The 20,497-nt window shown below is 68.4% G+C and carries 18 protein-coding genes; 7 read left to right on the top strand and 11 right to left on the bottom strand.

What is annotated here, in order from left to right:
- Nucleotides 1–153: 153 nt before the first annotated feature.
- The 3 genes from LGR54_RS17210 to LGR54_RS17200 all read left to right on the top strand — a co-directional run bounded on the left by LGR54_RS17210 (nt 154) and on the right by LGR54_RS17200 (nt 1,405).
- Nucleotides 154–483 (top strand): glycine zipper domain-containing protein, encoded by a 330-nt coding sequence (locus LGR54_RS17210; RefSeq protein ID WP_230363195.1) that lies wholly within the window; start codon nt 154–156, stop codon nt 481–483.
- A 201-nt stretch (nt 484–684) separates the two neighbouring features.
- A complete protein-coding gene (locus LGR54_RS17205; RefSeq protein ID WP_213363279.1) occupies nt 685–897 on the top strand; it encodes a cold-shock protein in 213 nt (70 codons plus the stop codon).
- Between the two features lie 292 nt (nt 898–1,189).
- Nucleotides 1,190–1,405 (top strand): cold-shock protein, encoded by a 216-nt coding sequence (locus LGR54_RS17200; protein WP_214010523.1) that lies wholly within the window; start codon nt 1,190–1,192, stop codon nt 1,403–1,405.
- Nucleotides 1,406–1,543: 138 nt separating this feature from the next.
- On the opposite strand, the gene LGR54_RS17195 is transcribed toward LGR54_RS17200, so the two are convergent.
- The 4 genes from LGR54_RS17195 to LGR54_RS17180 all read right to left on the bottom strand — a co-directional run bounded on the left by LGR54_RS17195 (nt 1,544) and on the right by LGR54_RS17180 (nt 7,429).
- Entirely contained in the window at nt 1,544–2,086 is a 543-nt protein-coding gene (locus tag LGR54_RS17195) for a GNAT family N-acetyltransferase (RefSeq protein ID WP_230363194.1), read from the bottom strand.
- Nucleotides 2,087–2,163: 77 nt separating this feature from the next.
- The gene (locus LGR54_RS17190) at nt 2,164–2,538 is read right to left on the bottom strand and encodes a GFA family protein (protein WP_230363193.1); all 375 of its coding nucleotides are present in this window, start codon (nt 2,536–2,538) and stop codon (nt 2,164–2,166) included.
- 143 nt (nt 2,539–2,681) lie between these two features.
- Nucleotides 2,682–3,515 (bottom strand): ATP-grasp fold amidoligase family protein, encoded by an 834-nt coding sequence (locus LGR54_RS17185; RefSeq protein ID WP_230363192.1) that lies wholly within the window; start codon nt 3,513–3,515, stop codon nt 2,682–2,684.
- Between the two features lie 191 nt (nt 3,516–3,706).
- Nucleotides 3,707–7,429: a vitamin B12-dependent ribonucleotide reductase gene (locus LGR54_RS17180; protein ID WP_230363191.1), complete on the bottom strand. Its 3,723-nt coding sequence runs from the start codon at nt 7,427–7,429 to the stop codon at nt 3,707–3,709.
- A 588-nt stretch (nt 7,430–8,017) separates the two neighbouring features.
- On the opposite strand from LGR54_RS17180, the gene LGR54_RS17175 reads away from it, so the two are divergent.
- From LGR54_RS17175 to LGR54_RS26070, 3 genes are all read left to right on the top strand, one after another.
- The gene (locus tag LGR54_RS17175; RefSeq protein WP_230363190.1) at nt 8,018–9,214 is read left to right on the top strand and encodes an MFS transporter; all 1,197 of its coding nucleotides are present in this window, start codon (nt 8,018–8,020) and stop codon (nt 9,212–9,214) included.
- Nucleotides 9,215–9,315: 101 nt separating this feature from the next.
- On the top strand, nt 9,316–9,729 hold the full coding sequence (locus LGR54_RS17170) for an NADH:ubiquinone oxidoreductase subunit NDUFA12 (RefSeq protein WP_230363189.1): 414 nt from the start codon (nt 9,316–9,318) through the stop codon (nt 9,727–9,729).
- A 133-nt stretch (nt 9,730–9,862) separates the two neighbouring features.
- Complete coding sequence (locus LGR54_RS26070) at nt 9,863–10,573, top strand: DUF2155 domain-containing protein (RefSeq protein WP_370638222.1); 711 nt, start codon at nt 9,863–9,865, stop codon at nt 10,571–10,573.
- Here LGR54_RS26070 and aat read toward each other — a convergent pair.
- The 6 genes from aat to LGR54_RS17135 all read right to left on the bottom strand — a co-directional run bounded on the left by aat (nt 10,504) and on the right by LGR54_RS17135 (nt 16,126).
- Nucleotides 10,504–11,184: a leucyl/phenylalanyl-tRNA--protein transferase gene (aat, locus tag LGR54_RS17160; protein ID WP_230363188.1), complete on the bottom strand. Its 681-nt coding sequence runs from the start codon at nt 11,182–11,184 to the stop codon at nt 10,504–10,506. The genes LGR54_RS26070 and aat overlap by 70 nt on opposite strands.
- 94 nt (nt 11,185–11,278) lie before the next feature.
- Nucleotides 11,279–12,631, bottom strand: coding sequence for an acetyl-CoA carboxylase biotin carboxylase subunit (accC, locus tag LGR54_RS17155; RefSeq protein ID WP_230363187.1), 1,353 nt, complete (start codon nt 12,629–12,631; stop codon nt 11,279–11,281).
- Nucleotides 12,632–12,639: 8 nt separating this feature from the next.
- Nucleotides 12,640–13,119: an acetyl-CoA carboxylase biotin carboxyl carrier protein gene (gene accB / locus LGR54_RS17150; protein WP_230363215.1), complete on the bottom strand. Its 480-nt coding sequence runs from the start codon at nt 13,117–13,119 to the stop codon at nt 12,640–12,642.
- Between the two features lie 32 nt (nt 13,120–13,151).
- Nucleotides 13,152–13,604, bottom strand: a complete 453-nt coding sequence (aroQ, locus tag LGR54_RS17145; protein ID WP_230363186.1) for a type II 3-dehydroquinate dehydratase — start codon at nt 13,602–13,604, stop codon at nt 13,152–13,154.
- Between the two features lie 196 nt (nt 13,605–13,800).
- Nucleotides 13,801–14,586, bottom strand: coding sequence for a DsbA family protein (locus tag LGR54_RS17140; RefSeq protein ID WP_230363185.1), 786 nt, complete (start codon nt 14,584–14,586; stop codon nt 13,801–13,803).
- 52 nt (nt 14,587–14,638) lie between these two features.
- Nucleotides 14,639–16,126 (bottom strand): M48 family metalloprotease, encoded by a 1,488-nt coding sequence (locus LGR54_RS17135; RefSeq protein ID WP_230363184.1) that lies wholly within the window; start codon nt 16,124–16,126, stop codon nt 14,639–14,641.
- Nucleotides 16,127–16,270: 144 nt separating this feature from the next.
- Here LGR54_RS17135 and LGR54_RS17130 point away from each other — a divergent pair, with 144 nt between their 5' ends.
- The gene (locus LGR54_RS17130; protein ID WP_230363183.1) at nt 16,271–17,479 is read left to right on the top strand and encodes a pyridoxal phosphate-dependent aminotransferase; all 1,209 of its coding nucleotides are present in this window, start codon (nt 16,271–16,273) and stop codon (nt 17,477–17,479) included.
- A gap of 130 nt (nt 17,480–17,609) precedes the next feature.
- Here LGR54_RS17130 and LGR54_RS17125 read toward each other — a convergent pair whose 3' ends face one another.
- Nucleotides 17,610–20,438, bottom strand: coding sequence for a ribonuclease E/G (locus LGR54_RS17125; protein ID WP_230363182.1), 2,829 nt, complete (start codon nt 20,436–20,438; stop codon nt 17,610–17,612).
- Nucleotides 20,439–20,497: the final 59 nt, after the last annotated feature.

Below are 20,497 nucleotides of genomic sequence, written 5' to 3'. Positions count from 1 at the left end.
GCACGCGGCATCGTCAACATGACCGCCGTCGCCGTCGTCGAGGCGCAGGGCTAGGCACCGTTCCGGCCGGCGGGGGCCCTTGCCTTCGCCGGCTTTTCGCACAGGCATAGGGGCTCGCCGGTCGGCGGCCTCGCCATGGAAGAAGACCGCATCATGATGCTTCGAGCCTCTTTCGCCCTCGCTTTGCTCACTGCAGTGGGCGCGGCGAGCTTTTCGAGCGCGCCGGCGCAGGCGCAGAACCGGACCACCACCGGCGCCATTGTCGGCGGTGTCACCGGAGCAGTGGTCGGCGGCGCGGTGACCGGCAGCGGCACCGGCGCACTGGTGGGCGGCGCGGTCGGCGCCGGCACCGGGGCGGTGATCGGCGCCCAGTCGGACCGCAACCGCCGTGCGCGCTCCTATTATTTCTGGCGGCGCGGCAACTGCTATCTCCGGCAGTCGAACGGGCGCGTGGTGCAGGTAAACCGGCGCAACTGCCGCTGAGGACGTCAGGCACTGAGGCGCGATTGTGGCGATATCTGCCGTGCAAAAGCCATAATTGTGACCATCCTGTGCGCGGTCTCGTTTGGCGGGGTTTGCTGCGTCCGGGAAGGCGCGCAGGGCCGTTCAAGTGTGGCGAAGCGCAGGACTGCCGCCCAGCATCCGGCGTGCATGCAATAACAGGATCTTCCGAAGGTTTTATCGATGGCTGATACCGGCACCGTGAAGTGGTTCAACGAGCAGAAGGGCTATGGTTTCATCCAGCCCGACAGCGGCGGCAAGGACGTGTTCGTCCACATCAGCGCGGTTCAGCGCTCGGGCCTGCAGGGCCTGCGTGACGGCGAGAAGCTCTCCTTCGAGCTGCAGACCGACCAGCGCTCGGGCAAGACCTCTGCGGTCAATCTGCGCCCGCTCTGATTCCTCGTTTCCGGTCATGTGCCGGAACGGGTGATCGGCCTGAAAAGGCCTCCAAAGATAGATTGCCGCCGTCCGTATCGCCGGGCGGCGGTTTTCTTTCGTTTATCGCCCATTTCTCGCGCGATGGTGTTGAAGCGCTTGCATTGCGGGGCATTCCGTCTAGTCTCACCCGCGACTTTGGGCAGACTACTGGGTCGTTTCACCTGCCTTGCCGGTGCACGTTCAGATTTTCTTCCAAAATCGAAGGTGGCTGCGGCCGCTCACTGTAACCTCAGGCGAGAGACTACCCTCTATGTCGACCCAGACCGGCACCGTTAAGTGGTTCAATGATCAGAAGGGCTATGGTTTCATCCAGCCCGACAACGGCGGCAAGGACGTTTTCGTCCACATCAGCGCGGTTCAGCGCTCGGGCCTGCAGGGCCTGCGCGATGGCGAGAAGATCTCCTTCGAGCTGCAGACCGACCAGCGCTCGGGCAAGACCTCGGCCGTCAATCTGCGCGTGAGCTGATCCCGCGCGGGTGGCATCGCCGCCCGATCGACACGGAAAAGCCGCCTTTCCTCGCCGGGAAAGGCGGCTTTTTCTTTGCCACGGATGTCGGCCACGGAAGCGCGATGGTGCCTTTGGGAAGGATGCCGCCGGAGCCGGCTAGCGGTCGTCCGGCGGCAGGCGCGGGCGCTCCAGCAGGGTCATCGGGTGGCCCTGATAGACGCCCTTGCCGAAGGTGCTGAAACCGAGCTTGCCGGCGACGTTCAGTGAGGCGGCGTGGTCGGGATGGATCATGCAGGTGATGCGGTCGCCGCTGCCGTGCCGGGCGGCCCAGTCGAGCGCGGCGGTCATCGCCTCCTGCGCCAGCCCGCGGCCCTGGGCGGCGCCGACCAGCGCCCAGCCGGCCTCCATCGTGCCTTCCAGCGAGGGAGTGATCGCCCGTTTGAGGTCGTGAAAGCCGGCCTCGCCGATGAAGGCGCCGGTCGCGCGCTCCTCGACGGCGAAGAAGCCGAAGCCGAGATGATGCCAGAGACCGATCTGCCGCAGGAACCGGCTCCAGGCGACCTCGCGCGCCAGCGGCATGCCGCCGATGAAGCGCACGACCGATGGCTCGCTCCACATCGCCGCATAGGCCTCGAACTCGTCGAGACGATAGCCGCGCAGCTTGAGCCGCGGCGTGAAAAGGGTCGGAATCTCGACCATGGCACTCTCGGATGTCTATCGGAGCAGGGAGGACCGCCTGCGGTCGCGCCCGATTCGCGGGCGTTTCGGCCGCTCGATCAGGCCGAGCGCCCATCATAGGGCGCCGGGGTCAGGGCGGCGAGGTCTACCCCCTTCAGCGCCCGGATGTTCACCGCCGCGATCTTGGTGCCGTCCGGCATCGCCCCCTTGGCGAAGGGCTCGACGCCGCAGGTGGTGCAGAACATGTGGCCGATGACATGGCGGTTGAAGCGGTATTCGTTCAGATGCTCCTCGCCGGCGGTGATGCGGAAGGCTTCCGCCGGCGCGAAGGCCATGATCAGCCCCTTGGCGGAGCAGATCGAGCAATTGCAGGTAATGGCGCCGGAAAGGTCGAGGCTGCATTCGAACTGCACTGCCCCGCAATGACAGGCGCCGGTGAACGGACGGGCGGCGGCTTGGGGCGTGTCGGACATTTCGAGCTTCCTCGTGCAGGCCAGGGTGGCGGCAGGGTGGACGAGGTTGCCGGGTATGTCGAGGCGCGCCGGCCGTGTGGCCGGCCCCCGGGGAGGGCGCGCCGTCCCGGGGCGGCCCATAGTGCGGGGAAGACTGTCGGTCCTCAGCCGGTGCCGGCCGTCGCGGGCAGGCCGCCGCGCAACCTGCGTTCCGCCGCCTCCCAGCAGGCACCGAGCTCGGCGTCGTAGTCGGGCTTGAAGCGGTACATCTTGCCGTAATAAGGCCCGCCGGGCGCCAGGGTGATCTCGCCGAGGACAGGCCCCCACGGGGTGGCGAACAGGTCGACGCTGGTGAACGGGGTCTTGAGGGCGTTGGCGATCTGCCGGGCCGCCCCCAGCATCTCCCGCCAGCAATCCGGCCGACGGGGCGTGCCGCGCTGGATGAGCTTCCAGTCGCTTTCCAGATGAGCGTCCGGGTCGAAGTCGGTGAAGTCGGGTCCGAACCAGGCCATGGCGGGCGGACCGACATTACGGTCGATCTGGGTGATCAGCTCCACCCGGCCGCCGAAGCAATAGAGCTTGTAGTCCCAGGGGACGACCCCCTGCCGGCTGTCCTCCGCGAGCAGCAACTCCTCGAGGATCAGGCGGAACGAGCCCTTGTAGCGGTTGTTGTCGTAGCAGCGCTGCTGCTCGGCGATGATCTGCTCGGTGGTCAGATCGCGTTTGCGCAGGAAATCGTGGTAGCGGCCCTTGGCTTCCCGCTTGAGGATCATCACGCCTTCCGTCGAGTGCATGCCGGTCGGCTTGCAGACGAAATAGTCCGGGGCGAGGTCCGGATTGAATTCCTCGAGGGAGCGAAGGACGGCGTAGCGCGCCGGCGTGCGGATACTGTGCTTGGCGGCGAATTCGTAGGCCTTCAGCTTGTCGCCGACGAACCAGGGAACGTCCGGCTCCTCGCCGGCGATGCGCCGCCGCTGATACTCGACCCACCCCGCCATCCGTCCCTCCTGCCTTAACGTTATTGATGCGCACAATAGGCAGGAGAACAGCCGTAATCCAGCGACCTGTCGGCCAATGCAACGGCCCCAAACGTAACGGGCCCCAAACGCAACGGGGCCCATGAGCGAACTCATGGGCCCCGTCGGAAGATATCGGATCGCAGCGGCGCGACGTCGGCGCCTGAGCCCGGTCAGCTGCAGCCGGTGGTCGAGCCGCAGGTCTCGCACTTCAGGCAGGTGCCGTTGCGCACCATGGTGAAGTTCTGGCACTCGGGGCAGGACTCGCCCTCATAGCCCTTGGCGCGGGCGATGGCGCGGGCCTCGGCCTTGGTCGGCTGGGCGCTGGCCGCCGGCGCCGACCACGGAAGCGCGTCGGCCTCGGTGGCTGCTTCGGCCTCCGCGTCCTCTTCCGCCTCCGGCTTCAGCGCGGTGGCACCCTGGGTGAGGCCGCCGCGCAGGCTGGTGACGTTCGCCGCAGCCGACGAACGGGTCTCGCCGGCCACCGCGGAGGAGGGCACCACCATCAGCCCGACCGAACGGCCGCGCGTCAGGCCCTTGGAGACCATGCGCGAGGCCGGGGTCGCGCCCGGCGAGGCCTTGCCCTCGTCCACGCCCTTGCCGAGCGCGTCGAAGTTCGACTCGGAGAGGTCGACATGGCCGAGGTCGTTGCGGCCGAGATAGGACACCGCCAACTCACGGAAGATGTAGTCGAGGATCGAGGTGGCGTATTTGATGGTGTCGTTGCCCTGCACCGGGCCGGCGGGCTCGAAGCGGGTGAAGGTGAAGGCGTCGACATACTCTTCCAGCGGCACGCCGTACTGGAGGCCCAGCGACACCGAGATGGCGAAGTTGTTGATGAAGGAGCGCAGCGCCGCGCCTTCCTTGTGCATGTCGATGAAGATCTCGCCGAGGCGGCCGTCATCATATTCGCCGGTGCGCAGGTACACCTTGTGGCCGCCGACCACCGCCTTCTGGGTATAGCCCTTGCGGCGGTCGGGCATCTTCTCGCGGTTGTGGACCTCGACGAGGCGCTCCACTACCTTCTCGACGATCTTCTCGACCACCTGGGTGGTACGGGCGGCGGCGGGCTTCTCCAGCAGCGCCTCGACCGCATCTTCCTCCTCGTCGTCATCGGCGACGAGCTGGGAGTTGAGCGGCTGGGAAAGCTTGGAGCCGTCGCGATAGAGCGCGTTGGCCTTCAGCGCCAGACGCCAGGAGAGCAGGTAGGCCTCCTTGCAGTCCTCGACGGTGGCGTCGTTCGGCATGTTGATGGTCTTGGAGATCGCGCCCGACAGGAAGGGCTGCGCCGCCGCCATCATGCGGATGTGGCTCTCGACCGAGAGGAACCGCTTGCCGATGCGCCCGCAGGGATTGGCGCAGTCGAACACCGGATAGTGCTCGACCTTCAGGAAGGGCGCGCCTTCCAGCGTCATGGCGCCGCAGACATGCACGTTGGCGGCCTCGACGTCCTTCTTCGAGAAGCCGAGATGGCCGAGCAGGTCGAAGGCCGGGTCGGCGAGCTTATCGGCGGGGATGCCGAGCTTGGCCAGCGCCTCGTCGCCCAGCGTCCAGCGATTGAAGACGAACTTGATGTCGAAGGCCGACTTCACGCTGCCGTCGATCTTCGCCAGCATGGCGTCGTCGAAACCCTTGGCGCGCAGCGTCGAGTGGTTGATCGCCGGGGCCTGGGTGATGGAGCCGTGGCCGACCGCATAGGCCTCGATCTCGGCGAGCTGGCTCTCGGAATAGCCGAGCGTGCGCAGCGCCTCCGGCACGGCGCGGTTGATGATCTTGAAGTAGCCGCCGCCGGCCAGCTTCTTGAACTTCACCAGCGCGAAGTCGGGCTCGATGCCGGTGGTGTCGCAGTCCATGACGAGGCCGATCGTGCCGGTGGGCGCGAGCAGCGTGGTCTGGGCGTTGCGGTAGCCATGCTCGACGCCGAGGGCGAGGGCCTCGTCCCAGGTCGCCTTGGCGCGCTCGATCAGGATCGGCTCGGGGCAGGAGGCGTGGTCGAGCGGCACCGGATTGGTGGCGAGCGCCTCGTAGCCGGCAGCCTCGCCATAGGCGGCGCGGCGATGGTTGCGGATGACGCGCAGCATCTGATCGGCATTGGGGGCGTAGTTCGGGAACGGCCCGAGCTCCTTCGCCATCTGCGCCGAAGTGGCATAGGACACGCCGGTCATGACCGCGGTCAGCGCGCCGCAATAGGCGCGGCCTTCCGCCGAGTCATACGGAATGCCGGAGGTCATCAGCAGGCCGCCAATATTGGCGTAGCCGAGGCCGAGGGTGCGGTACTCGTAGGAGAGCTTGGCGATCTCCTTCGAGGGGAACTGCGCCATCAGGATCGAGATTTCCAGCACCACCGTCCACAGGCGGCAGGCATGCTCGTAGCTCTCGACGTCGAACGAGCCGTCCGCCTTGCGGAACTGCAGCAGGTTCAGCGAGGCGAGGTTGCACGCCGTGTCGTCGAGGAACATGTATTCCGAGCACGGGTTCGACGCGCGGATCGGGCCGCCGGCCGGGCTGGTGTGCCAGTCATTGATGGTGGTGTGAAACTGGATGCCGGGATCGGCGCAGGCCCAGGCGGCGTGGCCGATCTTCTCCCACAGCTCGCGGGCCTTCAGCGTCTTGGTCACCTTGCCGGTGGTGCGGCCGACGAGGTTCCAGTCGGCATCCGCCTGAACCGCGTTCAGGAAGGCATCGTCGACGCGTACCGAGTTGTTGGAGTTCTGGCCGGCGACGGTCAGATACGCCTCCGAATCCCAGTCGGTGTCGTAGATCGGAAAATCGATGTCGGTGTAACCCTGCTGGGCGAACTGGATGACGCGGCGGATGTAGTTCTCCGGCACCTGCGCCTTCTTGGCGGCGCGGATCTCGCGCTTCAGGGCGGTGTTCTTCTCCGGGTCGTAGCAGTCGGCGCCTTCGCCCTCGCAGTTCACGCAGGCCTTCATCACCGCCTTCATGTGGCGGGCGACCAGCTTGGAACCGGCGACGAGGGCAGCGACCTTCTGCTCCTCCTTCACCTTCCAGTCGATATAGGTCTCGATATCCGGATGGTCGGCGTCAACCACCACCATCTTGGCGGCGCGGCGGGTGGTGCCGCCCGACTTGATGGCGCCGGCGGCGCGGTCGCCGATCTTCAGGAAGCTCATCAGGCCGGAGGAGCGGCCGCCGCCCGACAGGCGCTCGCCCTCGCCGCGCAGGGCGGAGAAGTTGGAGCCGGTGCCCGAGCCGTATTTGAACAGGCGCGCCTCGCGCACCCACAGGTCCATGATGCCGCCCTCGTTGACGAGGTCGTCACCCACCGACTGGATGAAGCAGGCATGCGGCTGGGGATGCTCGTAGGACGACTTGGAGCGGGTCAGCTTGCCGGTGGCGTAGTCGATATAGAAATGACCCTGGCCGGGGCCATCAATGCCATAGGCCCAGTGCAGGCCGGTGTTGAACCATTGCGGCGAGTTGGGCGCCGCCATCTGCATGGCGAGCATGTAGCGGTGCTCGTCGAAGAAGGACTGCGCGTCCTCCTCCGAATCGAAGTAGCCGCCCTTCCAGCCCCAATAGGTCCAGGTGCCGGCGAGACGGTCGAACACCTGCGTCGCCTGCGTCTCGCCGACGAAGCGCTCCTTCTCGGGAAGCCCGGCGAGGGCCTTGTCGTCGGCGGCGCCGCGCCACAGGAAGGAGGGAACGGTCTCTTCCTCGACGCGCTTCAGCCGCGCCGGCACGCCGGCCTTGCGGAAATATTTCTGCGCGAGGATGTCGCTTGCCACCTGGGAGAAGTGCTCGGGCACCTCGATCCCTTCCAGGCGGAAGACGATGGAGCCATCCGGGTTACGGATTTCGCTCGTCGCCTGACGGAATCCGATGTCCGCATAGGGTGACCGGCCGGCTTTGGTATAGCGGCGCTCGATGCGCATGATCTTCGTCCCCAACTCGCTCAGAGGCGCGATCCTGTCGTCCGCGCCTTGTTCGATACGGCTCGGCTCTCCGTCCAAGCCACCCCTGCCTTCAGAGAAAACGACCGCCAGTCGGCGTCCGTCGCTTCCGTTATTCGCTGAACCCGCGCGCAAAAACGCTCCGGCGTCGCCGCCGGAAACACTCGTTGACTGGGCTGATCACCCCCGGGCAGACACGAACGCCACACGGCCGGGAGTGAAAGCAACCTGTACGACTCTCCGTATGACGTCAAGAGATAGTGGGGAGTCGTAAACAAAGCCCTACAATTAGTAGGTGGGGTGATTGCGGCCACAAATCCATCCCAGGCGCCTATCGAGCGCGGATTCGTGAACGGAGTCCAGCGCCGAGGCGGGTGGAAACGCAGGGGGCGGGAACTACGAGAAAAGTGGGGAAAGTAGCCCGCAGGGGATTTTAGCCGTTCCGCGTGACGTTCGTGCGTAACACCGCGCCGGGGCTTCCGTTGCGTCCGCGCATGACGGCCCTGCGCCGGCGGCGGTGGACAGCCGCGCTGCCGCACCGCACAACGGCCGGCTTACCGGAGACAGCCGATGAACGGAGCGGATGAGCGGTCCCATGGGACCGCCAGCGACCTCACCTTTTTTCTTCTCGCCCTCGCGGCGGGGGCCGGGGCGGCGAATCTCTATTACGCCCAGCCGCTGATCGCGTTGATCGGCGCCGATATCGGCCTCGACGAGAGCGTGGCCAGCCTCGTCGTCACCCTCGGCCAGATCGGCTACATCGCCGGGCTGCTGCTGGTGGTGCCGCTCGGCGACACGGTGGAGAATCGCCGGCTGCTCGGGCTGGTGCTGGTCTGCGCCTGTATCGGGCTGGTGATCGCCGCCAGCGCGCATGCGCCGCTGGTGTTCGCTGGCGCGGCGCTGGTCTATGGGCTCGGTTCGGTGGTGGCGCAGGTCGCGGTGCCGTTCGCCTCGCATCTCGCCCGGCCGGAGGAGCGCGGGCGCAAGGTGGGCAATGTGGTGGCCGGGCTGATGGCCGGCATCATGCTGGCGCGGCCGGCGGCGAGCCTGATCGCCCATGCCTTCGGCTGGCGGGCGGTATTCCTCGCGTCCGCCGTGCTGATGGCGGCGCTGGCGGTGGGGCTGCGCGTCGCGCTGCCGGCGCGCCACCCGCATGGGCGGCTCGGCATGCTCGCGCTGATCGGCTCGTTTCCCAAGCTCCTGCGCAGCCAGCCGGTGCTGCGCCGGCGCATCGCCTACCAATTGCCGATGTTCGGCGCCTTCATCCTGTTCTGGACCGCCGTGCCGCTGGAACTCGCCGGCCCGCGCTTCGGCCTCGACCAGCGCGGCATCGCGCTGTTCGCGCTCGCCGGCGCGGCGGGAGTGTTCGGCTCCTCGCTCGCCGGACGGCTGGCGGATCGCGGCCATGCGCGGCTTGGCACCGGCATCGCGCTTGTGAGCGCGGTGGTCGGCTTCCTGCTCGCCGCCGCCGGCGTAGCGGTGGGCTCGGTGGTGCTGCTGGCCCTCGGCGCGGTGGTGCTCGATCTGGCGGCGGCGGCGAATCTCGTCTTCGGCCAGCGGGCGCTGTTCATGCTCGACCCGGCGATCCGCTCGCGGCTGAACGCGCTCTATATCGCGCTGTTCTTCTTCGGCGGCGCGGTAGGCTCGGCGCTGGCGAGCCCGCTCTATGTGCTCGGCGGCTGGCCGGCAGTGTCGGCGGCGGGTATCGTCGTGATGCTCGCCGCGCTCGGCTATTTTGCCACAGAAGGCCGCGGCGGCGCGGCCTGAGCCGGCGCCCGGCCGTTCCTTATCTGGACAGGGGACGGCGCGGGTGGCATGTTCCCGCCGATCCAGCTTTCGGCCCGCTTTGGCCTTCAGGGACTCAGCCCGTGAATCTCTCGACCTTCGTCACCGAACTCTTCACCTGGTGGAACGGCAACACCATCGGGACCCGCGTCCACACCTGGCGGCACGGCGAGTTCGTCGGCGACGATGAGTTCGGCAACAAGTACTATCGCACCAAGGGCGGCGCGATCGATCCGGCGCTCGGCTTCGAGCGGCGCTGGGTGATCTTCAACGGCTATGCCGAGGCCACCGCGATTCCGCCCGGCTGGCACGCCTGGATGCACCAGCGCTCCGACGTGCCGCCGAGCAAGGAAACCTACAAGGCGTACGAGTGGGAAAAGCCGCACCGGCCCAACCCGACCGGCACCGCCGAGGCCTACCGCCCGCCCGGCTCGACGCTGGGCTTCGGCCACCGCCCGGCGGTGACCGGCGATTACCGGGCCTGGACGCCGGAGTGAATGGCGCCGACGCAGCGGCACTGCGCATCTTTGTGAGCCGCCGCATGGTTCGCTTGCCGCTACATCGCCGCATTGCCTCGCCATCTGCCGACGTGCGGGCGCGTCGTCGGCGCGCGCCGACAGAGGCTGCATCATGACTTCGGGTTCGACCGCCGCGTATCGGCGCCTTCCGCTTCGACCTGTCCTTGCCACCGCGCGTATCCTCGCCCTCGGCGTCGTCATGCTGTCGGCCGGGCAGGCCTTCGCCCAGCAAGGCTGGCAGGGCGGGGTCGAATCGGCGCCGCTGGCCCCGCCGCCCGGCGGGCCGGTGCAGAACCCCGATTCGCCGCTGCCGGGCGGCCCGGGCGTGCCCTCGATCATGGAGCCGCCGGCCGGCCCGGCGCAGCGTGCCCAGCAGCCTCGCGCCGACGAGCCGCGCGAACCGGCCGCGCCGCCGCCGGAAGTGCCGGGCAGCGCCACCGTGGGCCCGCAGGGCGACATCGAGGTGGTGCAGCCGCCGGCGCAGAAGATCGCCAACAAGACCGCGGTGTTCTCCGGCCTCGACAAGATCACCGGCCGCATCATCACCTTCGACGCGGCGGTGGGCGAGACGGTGCAGTTCGGCGCGCTGCGCATCACCCCGCGCGCCTGCTACACCCGGCCGGAAAACGAGACGCAGAACACCACCGGTTTCGTCGAGGTGCAGGAGATCGGCCTCGACGGCGAGGTGAAGCCGCTGTTCGGCGGCTGGATGTTCGCCTCCAGCCCCGGCCTGCACGGCATCGAGCACCCGATCTATGACGCCTGGCTGATCGACTGCAAGCAGACGGCGCCGGTGATCGCCTCGCCGGGCCCCCAGCAATAGAAATCCGCCTCGCCGTCGTGCAGCGCCCGGGTGAGCAGCGCGGCATAGCGCTGGCGCGTCACCTCGACGGCGCCGAAGCTGCGCAGGTGATCGGTGACGAACTGGGTGTCCAGCAGGGTGAAGCCGCCCTTCTTCAGCCGCGCCACCAGATGCACCAGCGCCACCTTCGAGGCGTCGCGAGCGAGGTGGAACATGCTCTCGCCGAAGAAGGCGCGGCCGAGCCGCACGCCATAGAGCCCGCCGACCAGCACGCCGTCCTGCCAGGCCTCGACCGAGTGGCAATAGCCGCGCGCATGCAGGTCGCAATAGAGCTTGTGGATGCGGGCATTGATCCAGGTGGAGGGGCGCCCTTCGGCCGGCGCGGCGCAGGCGCGCAGCACCGCCTCGAAATCATGGTCGACGCGGATCTCGAACTTGTCCGAGCGCACGGTGCGGGCGAGACGGCTGGAAATCGAGAAATCCGCCAGCGGGATGATGCCGCGCTTGTCCGGCTCGATCCAGTAGAGGCCGGGGTCGTCCGCGCTCTCGGCCATGGGGAAGATGCCACAGGCATAGGCCTTCAGCAGCACTTCCGGGGTGATTTCGACCTGGTGTTCGCGCGGGCGTGACATGCTCCCAGCATGACGCAGGGCGGCGAAGGTGTGAAGGCTCGGCGACGCGCGATCCGGAAAGAGTGAAGGCGCCCTAGGGCGCCTTCTGGGTCATTCAGCTGGCCGGCTCGCCCTCGGCGAGGAAGGCTTCGAGCCAGTGGATGTCGTAGGCTCCGCGCTTGATGTCGTCATTGACGACGAGCTCGCGGAACAGCGGCAGCGTGGTCTCGATGCCCTCGACCACGAACTCGTCCAACGCCCGCTTGAGGCGCATCAGGCACTCCTCGCGGTTGGCGCCGTGGACGATCATCTTGCCGGCGAGGCTGTCGTAATAGGGCGGGATGGAATAGCCCTGATACACCGCCGAATCGATGCGCACGCCCAGCCCGCCCGGCACGTGCCAGTAGGTGATCTTGCCCGGCGAGGGCCGGAAGGTGCGCGGGTGCTCGGCATTGATACGGCACTCGATGGCGTGGCCGTCGATCTTCACGTCGTCCTGCGTGTAGCCCAGCGTCTCGCCGGCGGCGACGCGGATCTGCTCGCGGATCAGGTCGAAGCCGGTGATGGCCTCGGTCACCGGATGTTCCACCTGAATGCGGGTGTTCATCTCGATGAAATAGAACTCACCGTTCTCATACAGGAACTCGACGGTGCCGGCGCCGAGATACTGCATGTCGCGCATGGCCTTGGAGACCGTCTCGCCGATCCGCGCCCGCTGCTCGGGAGTGATGATCGGGGAGGGGGCCTCCTCCAGCACCTTCTGGTGGCGGCGCTGCAGCGAGCAGTCGCGCTCGCCGAGATGGATGGCGTTACCCTGGCCGTCGCCGAGCACCTGGATTTCGATGTGGCGCGGCGTGCCGAGATATTTCTCGATGTAGACCGCGTCGTCGCCGAAGGCCGCGCGGGCCTCGGAGCGGGCGGTCGACAGCGCCGAGGACAGTTCCTCCGGCGAGCGGGCGACCTTCATGCCACGCCCACCGCCGCCGGCGGCGGCCTTGATCAGCACCGGGAAGCCGATCTCCGCGGCGACGCGGGCAGCCTCCTCGTCGGAGGAGACGCCACCCTCGGAGCCGGGCACGCAGGGGATGCCGAGCTTCTTGGCGGTGCGCTTGGCCTCGATCTTGTCGCCCATGATGCGGATGTGCTCGGGCTTCGGCCCGATGAACTTCACGCCATGGTCGATGAGGATCTCGGCGAAACGGGCGTTCTCGGCGAGGAAGCCGTAGCCCGGATGCACCGCCTCGGCGCCGGTGATCTCGCAGGCGGCGAGCAAGGCGGGAATGTTGAGGTAGCTGTCCTTGGCGGCCGGCGGGCCGATGCACACGCTCTCGTCGGCGAGCTTGACGTGCATGGCGTCGGCGTCGGCGGTGGAGTGCACCGCGACGGTGGCGATGCCGAGCTCCTTGCAGGCGCGCAGCACCCGGAGAGCGATCTCGCCGCGATTGGCGATCAGGATCTTGCCGAACATCGGCTTCCTCACTCGACGATCACGAGCGGCTCGCCATATTCGACGGGCTGACCATTGTTCACCAGGATCCGGGTGACGGTGCCGGCGCGGGGCGCGGGAATGGCGTTCATCGTCTTCATCGCCTCGACGATGAGCAGGGTCTGGCCCTCCTTCACCACCGTGCCGACCTCGATGAAGGCGCGGGCGCCGGGCTCGGGGGAGAGATAGGCGGTGCCGACCATCGGCGAGGGCACCACGCCGGGGTGCTTGGCCGGATCGGCCGAGACCGGCGCGGCGCTCGCTGCCGGGGCGGCAGCCACCGGAGCCGGCGCGGCCGGGGCGGCATAGGCCGGCGCGACCGGGGCGGCGTAGATGGTGGGCGCGGCGCGGGCGACGCGGATGCGCAGATCCTCGTGCTGCACCTCGATCTCGGTGAGGTCGCTCTCGGAGAGGAGATTGGCGATCTCGCGCACCAGCGCGGGGTCGATGGCGGGTTTGGTGGTTTTCATCATGATCCCGTGACGGTCCTTGCCCGCCCCCCTCAACTCACGCGTGCCTGGGCCAGCGCGTCGATCGCGAGCCGGTAGCCCTCAGCTCCCAGACCGCAGATCACCCCGCGGGCGACCGACGAAATGTAGGAGTGGTGGCGGAAGGCTTCGCGGGCAAAGACGTTTGACAGATGGACTTCGATGGCGGACACGCCGACCGCCTTGATGGCGTCGGCGAGCGCGACCGATGTGTGGGTATAGGCCGCCGCGTTCAGCACCACGCCGAGCGAATTGCGCGCGGCGTGGATCATGTCGACCAGTTCGCCCTCATGGTTCGACTGCCCGAAGACGAGCGTGAACCCGTGGCGCTCGCAGGTCGAGCGGCACAGCGCCTCGATATCGGCGAGCGTGGTGCGGCCATAGATCGCCGGCTCGCGCGTGCCGAGCAGGTTGAGGTTCGGTCCGTTGATGACGTGAACGGTGCCGGATTGACTGGTGTCGGTCATGATGTCCCGAGTGACGGCCCGGCCGGCGGAAGCCGGCACGACCGCGGGGTTATAGGCAATGGCTCGCCCGAGGCCAAGCCCCTAAAGGCTTTACCGGGCGGCAGCGGCCCGCCGGCCCGCGGGTAACTGTGGGAAAGCCGTGCCGGCGGCTGCCGGCACGGTCGCGCGGGGGTATGCAGAGGGCTCAGCAGGGAGCTCAGCAAGCCGCCTTGCCGCAGCTGCGCACGGAATCGATGGTGCCCTTCAGCTGCTCGTGGCCGACCGCGCCGATGATCACCGCGTCGCCGGTGATGTAGCTCGGGGTGCCGTCGATGCCGAGCGCGTCGGCGATCTGCATGCTCTCCTGCAGCGTGGCGTTGACCTCCGGGCTCGCCATCGCCTTCTCCACCGCCGCTCGGTCGATGCCGGCCTCGGTGACGGCTTCCAGCGCGCGGGCGCGGTTGGCCTGGCCGCGGCCGCCCAGCAGCGCCTGGTGGAAGGCGAAGTACTTCTCCGGCGCGACGAGCTTCACGCCGACCGCGACCTGCGCCGCCTCGACCGAGCCCGGCCCGAGCACCGGGAACTCCTTGAGCACCACCTTCAGCTTGGGGTCGTTCTCGATCAGCTTCACCAAGTCAGGCAGCGAGCGCTTGCAGTAGCCGCAATTGTAATCGAAGAACTCGACCAGCGTGACGTCGCCCTTCGGGTTGCCGATCACCACGCCGTGCGGGGAATCGAAGATCTGCGGCTTCAGCTTGACGATGGCCTGCTTGCGCTGCTCGTCGGCGGCAACCTGCTGCCTCTTCTGCAGCTCGCCGATGGCCTCCTGGATCACCTCCGGGTTCTTCAGCAGATAGTCGCGGATGACGCTCTCGAATTCCTTGCGCTGGGCGTCGTCGAGGGCGAAGGCCGGCGCGGCGGCGACGCCGAGCGCCAGGCACGCCGCGAGGCTTGCCGCGAGCAGGCGGCGCCCGGTGCGGCGGAAGAGGGAAGTCGGCGACATGGCGGTCTCCAGATATGCGGTGCGCGGCGCGCAATGACGGATGATACGGGGATCAGGGCGTAGGCCCCGGCCTCTTCTTCGGCGGCGGCTTGACGTTGACGATGTCGTCCGCCTTCAGCCAGCCGGGCGAGCCATAGGGAAATGTCTGGCGGGCACGGGCGGCGAGTTCGCGGGCGAGCCGCACATCGCCGGAGAGTATTGCCGACTGGGCGGAGGCGAGGTCGGCATTCGGCAGGTCGCCCTTCTGGCCATAGGCCTGGGCGAGAAAGCGCCAGGCGGTCGGCGAGTCCGGCTCGCGCTGCACGCCGAAGGTGAGCTCGCGCACTGCGTCGTCCAGCGAGGACTTGTCGTTGGCCGCCACCAGTGCCTGGCCGAGCAGGGTACGGATCAGCGGCGCGCCGCCCGAAAGCTGGACCGCCTTGCGCAGCGGTGGGATCGCCTCGCGGGCCCGGCTCGCTTCGAGCAGCGCCTGTCCCTTCAACTCGTAGAAATAGGGATTGTTCGGCTGCTCGGCGATCAGCGCGTCGATCTGGCGGATGGCGTCCGGCACCGAGCCGTAGCGATAGGCGGAGATCGCACGGGCATAGCGCGCCGGCAGTGAGGTGTTGGACGGCGGGTAGCGGCGCGCCACCGCGTCCGGCGGCTGCGAGAAGCCGACCAGCTTGGCGCGCATCATGTCGTGGCGCGCCTGCAACTGCGGCGTATCCTTGGCGTCGCGGTAGGGGCTCTTGGCGACCAGGTCCTCCAGCGCGGCGATGCGTTCGCGCGCCATCGGATGGCTCAGCACATAGGGATCGACGCGCTGGCTGATGAACATCTGGTCGTTCTGCATGCGCTCGAAGGTCTTCACCATGCCGACCGGCGACTGCTTGGTCGCATCGAGATAGGTGACCGCCGAGCGGTCCGCCGCCTGTTCCTGGGCGCGGGCATAGGCGAGCACCGAGCGGCGGGCGATTTCTCCCGGCCCGGCCAGCGCGGCGGCGGCGCCGCCCATATTGCTGCCCGACGCCGCCCCGGCCGCGACGCCGCCGGCCGCGAGCAGCGTGCCGATGATCGCCATGGTCTGGGCGCTTTCCAGCTCCTGGCGCATGCGGGCGAGGTGGCCGCCGGCGATGTGGCCGGTCTCGTGCGCCAGCACGCCGATGATCTCGTTCGGCGTCTCGCTGGTGGCCAGCGCGCCGGTGTTCACGAAGATGCGCTTGCCGTCCATCACGAAGGCGTTGAACGACGGATCGGAGATGATGACGACCCGGAGATTCTGCTGCGTCAGCCCGGCGGCCTTCCAGATCGGCCGCATATAGTCGCGCAGCAGGTTCTCGATCTCGGTGTCGCGGATGACGGTCGGGTTGCGCCGCCCGCTATCCTGCGCCTGCGCCACCGCCGGAAAGCCGAGCGGGACAAGCGCGGACGGGGTCGCGACGGACAGGCCGAGCGCAAGGCAGACGACCGCCCGGGCGAGGCGACGGCCAGTGCCGGCGAGCCCGTATCCGGCTAGGCTCCGCCGAAGCGGGGGGTTGTCAAGGCGGGTCAGAAGCATCATCCATCGACTGCATGCGAGTGCCGCGACCTGACCCGCTCCGCGGGCCGGGGTCAAGACCGGTATGCATCATCTTCGTTTGAACGCAACGTCGCACACGAACCGCAGATTGCGGCACCGATGCGGCGGCATGGCGAGAGCCCCTTCATGACCGCCTCTTTTACGTCCTCGACCACCCTCGATATCGCCGCCGCGCTGCTCGCCACGCCCTCGCGGCGCAGCGAGATCGCCCCGTTCATCGTCATGGACGTGATGGAGCGGGCGGCGCAGATCGAGGCGGCGGGCGGCCATGTCGTGCATATGGAAGTCGGCCAGCCGGCAGCCCCCGCGCCGCTCGCCGCCCGCGCGGCGGCGCGCCGGGCGCTCGACGAGGGGCGGATCGGCTATACGACGGCGCTCGGCCTGCCAGGCCTGCGGGCGCGCATCGCTCGCCATTATGGCGAGGCCTATGGCGTCGATCTCGACCCGTCGCGGGTGGTGGTGACGACCGGCTCCTCCGCCGGCTTCCTGCTGGCCTTCCTGGCGCTGCTGGAGCCGGGCGACCGGGTGGCGATCGCCAATCCCGGCTACCCGCCCTACCGGCACATCCTTACCGCGCTCGGCTGCGAGCCGGTGCTGATCGAGACCGACGCCGCCTCGCGCTGGGCGATCACGCCGGAAGCGCTGATCGACGCGCATCGCCGCGCGCCGCTGAAGGCGGTGCTGGTGGCGAGCCCGGCCAACCCCACCGGCACCATGATGCGCCCGGAGGCGCTGGCCGAGCTGATCGCCACTGCCGAGGCCGAGGGCATCCGCTTCCTCTCCGACGAGATCTATCACGGGCTCGACTACGCCTTTCCCGCCGCCACGGCGGCGGCGATGTCGCCGCATGCGACGGTGATCCACTCCTTTTCGAAATATTTCTGCATGACCGGCTGGCGGGTCGGCTGGATGGTGATGCCGGCGCCGCTGGTGCGGGCGGTGGAGCGGCTGCAGCAGAATCTGATGATCTCGGTGCCGACCCTGTCGCAGGTCGCCGCCGAAGCCGCCTTCGACGGTGCCGCCGAGATGGAGGCGGTCAAGCACGGCTACGAGGCGAACCGGCTGCTGCTGACCCGCGAGTTGCCCAAGGTCGGGCTGCCGGAATTCCTGCCGGTGGACGGGGCGTTCTACCTCTACGCCGACGTCTCGCGCTTCACCGACGATTCGGCGGCCTTCGCGCGGCGGCTGCTCGACGAAGCGGGGGTGGCGGCGACGCCGGGCGTCGATTTCGACCCGCATCGCGGCCACCATTATCTGCGCTTCTCCTATGCCGGCGCGCTCGACGAGATGGCGCTGGCGGTGGAGCGGATCGGTGACTTCCTGCGCCGGGGATAGCTGCTGACGGACGGGAAGCGTCCGCCGCGCGAGCCTGCTGACTATTGGACGGCCAAAGAAAAACCCCGGCCCGCGCTAGCGGACCGGGGTTTCGTGTCTTGGGAGCGGAGAACGCTCAGTTGCCGAGGATTCAGCTACCGAGGATCTTGCGCTGCCACCAGCCGGTGCGGCGGGGGCGATCATCGGCGGGCGCATCGGGCGTAGCCTCGGCGACGGTCGTTTCCGCTTCCACCTTACCAGCCTCAGGCGCCGGGGCAGCTTCCGCCGCAGCGGGGGCCGGCTCGGCGGGGGTCGGTTCGGCCGGGACAGGCGCAGCCTCGGCCACCGTCTCGACAACAGCGTCCGACACGGCCGGGGCACGCTCGCGCACTGTCGAGCGGCGGCGACGCGGCTTCGGCGTCTCAGCTTCGCCGCTGGCCGGAGCCTCGGCAGCCGGGACCTCGACGGCGGGCGCCGCTTCGGCGGGAGCGGCTTCCGCAGCGGCGACCTCGGCAGCAGCGGCTTCGGCAGCCTTGGCGCCACGCGGGCGGCGGGTGCTGGCGCGGCGGGCGCGGGTGCGCGGCTTGGCCTCGTCGGTCGGGGCCTCGTCGGTCTTGGCCTCGTCAGCCTTGGCCTCTCCGGCCGTAGCTTCCTCGGCGGGAACCGCGTCGGTGGGCGCCTCGACGGCCGGCGTTTCCGCGAGCGGAGCCTCTGCGACGGTCTCAGCGACGCCGGCTTCCTCGGCCGAAGCGAGGGCTTCCGCCGCCGCCTCGCCCTCGACCGGCGCGACGGCGATCACCGACTCGGCGTTGCCGCCGGTCGACCAGTCCTCGCCGCCCTGTTCCTCGTCGCCTTCATCCTCGCCCTCGCCCTCGAACTCGACGCCGCTCAGCTCGGCATCGCTGCCCGCGTCGGCATTCTCGCCACCGCCGGCTCCGCCACGACGACGACGACGGCGCCGGCGGCGCCGGCGATTGCCATCACCCTGCGGCGCCTGCTCGCCCGAGGCAGCGGGAGCCGCCGGGGCGGCCTCGGTGCTCTCGGTCTCGGCGGCAACTTCTTCCTCGTCCTCGACGGCGACGACCTCTTCCTCTTCCTCGATCTCCACCACCGGCTCGGCGGGGCGGGGCAGGGGGATGGGATTGAGCACCGCGTCGCCCTTGTCGATGGCGAAGGGGATGAGGCCGGTGAGCGTCGGATCGGCGGAGATGGTGATCATCACCCCGAAGCGCTCTTCGAGCTCATGCAGATGCGCGCGCTTGTGGTTGAGCACATAGAGCGCGTTCTCGGCGCGGGTGCGCACGATGAGGTTATGCGTGTTCGACTTGAGCAGCAGATCCTCGGCGGCGCGCAGCAGCTGCAGCGCCACGGAGGAGGAGGCGCGCACATGGCCGGTGCCGCCGCAATGCGGGCAGACCTCGGTCGAAGATTCCAGCACGCCGGTGCGGATGCGCTGGCGGCTCATCTCCATCAGGCCGAAATGCGAGATGCGGCCGAGCTGGATGCGGGCGCGGTCGTTCTTCAGGCAATCCTTGAGCTTGCGCTCGACCGCCCGGTTGTTGCGCTTCTCGTCCATGTCGATGAAATCGATGACGATCAGCCCGGCGAGGTCGCGCAGACGCAGCTGGCGGGCGACTTCCTCCGCCGCTTCGAGGTTCGTCTTAAGCGCCGTGTCCTCGATATTGTGCTCGCGGGTCGAGCGGCCCGAGTTCACGTCGATCGAGACCAGCGCCTCGGTCGGGTTGATGACGAGATAGCCGCCGGACTTGAGCTGCACCACCGGCAGGAACATCGCGTCGAGCTGGCTCTCCACCCCGAAGCGGGCGAAGACCGGCTGCTGCTCGCGATAGGGCTTCACGTTCTTCGCATGGCTCGGCATGAGCATGCGCATGAAGTCCTTGGCCTCGCGGTAGCCGTCGTCGCCGGAGACGAGAACTTCGTCGATGTCCTTGTTGTAGAGGTCGCGGATCGAGCGCTTGATCAGCGATCCCTCCTCATAGACCAGCGCCGGGGCGGTGGAGGCGAGGGTGAGCTCGCGCACGTTCTCCCACAGGCGCAGCAGGTACTCGAAGTCGCGCTTGATCTCGGTCTTGGTACGGCTGGCGCCCGCCGTGCGCAGGATGATGCCCATCCCCTCCGGCACGTCGAGGTCGGAGGCGACCTCCTTCAGGCGCTTGCGGTCTTCGGCCGAGGTGATCTTGCGGGAGATGCCGCCGCCACGGGCGGTGTTCGGCATCAGCACCGAATAGCGGCCGGCGAGCGACAGGTAGGTGGTCAGCGCCGCGCCCTTGTTGCCGCGCTCTTCCTTGACGACCTGCACCAGCATCACCTGCCGGCGCTTGATCACTTCCTGGATCTTGTAGGTGCGGGCACGGCGCTGCGGCGCGCGCTCCGGCACTTCCTCGAGCGCGTCGTCGGAGCCGACCTCGTCGACGATTTCTTCCTCGCCGGCGATTTCCTCGACCTCGCCGGTGGGCTCGTCATCGGCGGAAGGGCGGCGCGGGCGGCGGGACGGACGGGAGGAGGCTTCCTTGGCGGCCTCGTCGGCATCGGCCTCGGCGCCCTCGGCGGGAGCGTCCTCGCTCACCGTCTCGTCGCCGGCGGCGCGCTTGGCGCTCGACTTGTCGTCACGGCCACGACGGCTGCGGCCGCGCGGGCGCTCCTCGCTTTCCTCTTCGGCTTCCTTGCGCTGCTGGCGCTCTTCCTCGGCCAGCAGGGCCTGCCGATCGGCGACCGGGATCTGGTAGTAGTCGGGATGGATCTCGCTGAAGGCGAGGAAGCCGTGCCGGTTGCCACCATACTCGATGAAGGCGGCCTGAAGGGACGGCTCTACCCGCGTGACCTTGGCGAGATAGATGTTGCCGCGCAGCGGCTTGCGGTTGGCGGCCTCGAAGTCGAATTCCTCGACTCGGCTGCCGCGCACCACCACGACCCGGGTCTCTTCCGGGTGGGTGGCGTCGATGAGCATCTTGTTGGCCATTGAACTCTCATGTGGGGGCACGGCGGCGTCGGCGGCGCAAGCGCAGCCGGACGGCGAAA

It is taken from the genome of Ancylobacter sp. Lp-2 (genome assembly GCF_020523795.1).
Classification (GTDB): domain Bacteria; phylum Pseudomonadota; class Alphaproteobacteria; order Rhizobiales; family Xanthobacteraceae; genus Ancylobacter.
Note: the sequence above shows the minus strand (reverse complement) of the source record. Positions and strands in the feature narration are given on the sequence as shown.

Coding starts and splice junctions, on each gene's coding strand:
- LGR54_RS17210 (WP_230363195.1), top strand. CDS start 154: ATGATGCTTCGAGCCTCTTTCGCCCTCGCTTTGCTCACTGCAGTGGGC.
- LGR54_RS17205 (WP_213363279.1), top strand. CDS start 685: ATGGCTGATACCGGCACCGTGAAGTGGTTCAACGAGCAGAAGGGCTAT.
- LGR54_RS17200 (WP_214010523.1), top strand. CDS start 1,190: ATGTCGACCCAGACCGGCACCGTTAAGTGGTTCAATGATCAGAAGGGC.
- LGR54_RS17195 (WP_230363194.1), bottom strand. CDS start 2,086: ATGGTCGAGATTCCGACCCTTTTCACGCCGCGGCTCAAGCTGCGCGGC.
- LGR54_RS17190 (WP_230363193.1), bottom strand. CDS start 2,538: ATGTCCGACACGCCCCAAGCCGCCGCCCGTCCGTTCACCGGCGCCTGT.
- LGR54_RS17185 (WP_230363192.1), bottom strand. CDS start 3,515: ATGGCGGGGTGGGTCGAGTATCAGCGGCGGCGCATCGCCGGCGAGGAG.
- LGR54_RS17180 (WP_230363191.1), bottom strand. CDS start 7,429: ATGCGCATCGAGCGCCGCTATACCAAAGCCGGCCGGTCACCCTATGCG.
- LGR54_RS17175 (WP_230363190.1), top strand. CDS start 8,018: ATGAACGGAGCGGATGAGCGGTCCCATGGGACCGCCAGCGACCTCACC.
- LGR54_RS26070 (WP_370638222.1), top strand. CDS start 9,863: ATGACTTCGGGTTCGACCGCCGCGTATCGGCGCCTTCCGCTTCGACCT.
- aat (WP_230363188.1), bottom strand. CDS start 11,184: ATGTCACGCCCGCGCGAACACCAGGTCGAAATCACCCCGGAAGTGCTG.
- accC (WP_230363187.1), bottom strand. CDS start 12,631: ATGTTCGGCAAGATCCTGATCGCCAATCGCGGCGAGATCGCTCTCCGG.
- accB (WP_230363215.1), bottom strand. CDS start 13,119: ATGAAAACCACCAAACCCGCCATCGACCCCGCGCTGGTGCGCGAGATC.
- aroQ (WP_230363186.1), bottom strand. CDS start 13,604: ATGACCGACACCAGTCAATCCGGCACCGTTCACGTCATCAACGGACCG.
- LGR54_RS17140 (WP_230363185.1), bottom strand. CDS start 14,586: ATGTCGCCGACTTCCCTCTTCCGCCGCACCGGGCGCCGCCTGCTCGCG.
- LGR54_RS17135 (WP_230363184.1), bottom strand. CDS start 16,126: ATGATGCTTCTGACCCGCCTTGACAACCCCCCGCTTCGGCGGAGCCTA.
- LGR54_RS17130 (WP_230363183.1), top strand. CDS start 16,271: ATGACCGCCTCTTTTACGTCCTCGACCACCCTCGATATCGCCGCCGCG.
- LGR54_RS17125 (WP_230363182.1), bottom strand. CDS start 20,438: ATGGCCAACAAGATGCTCATCGACGCCACCCACCCGGAAGAGACCCGG.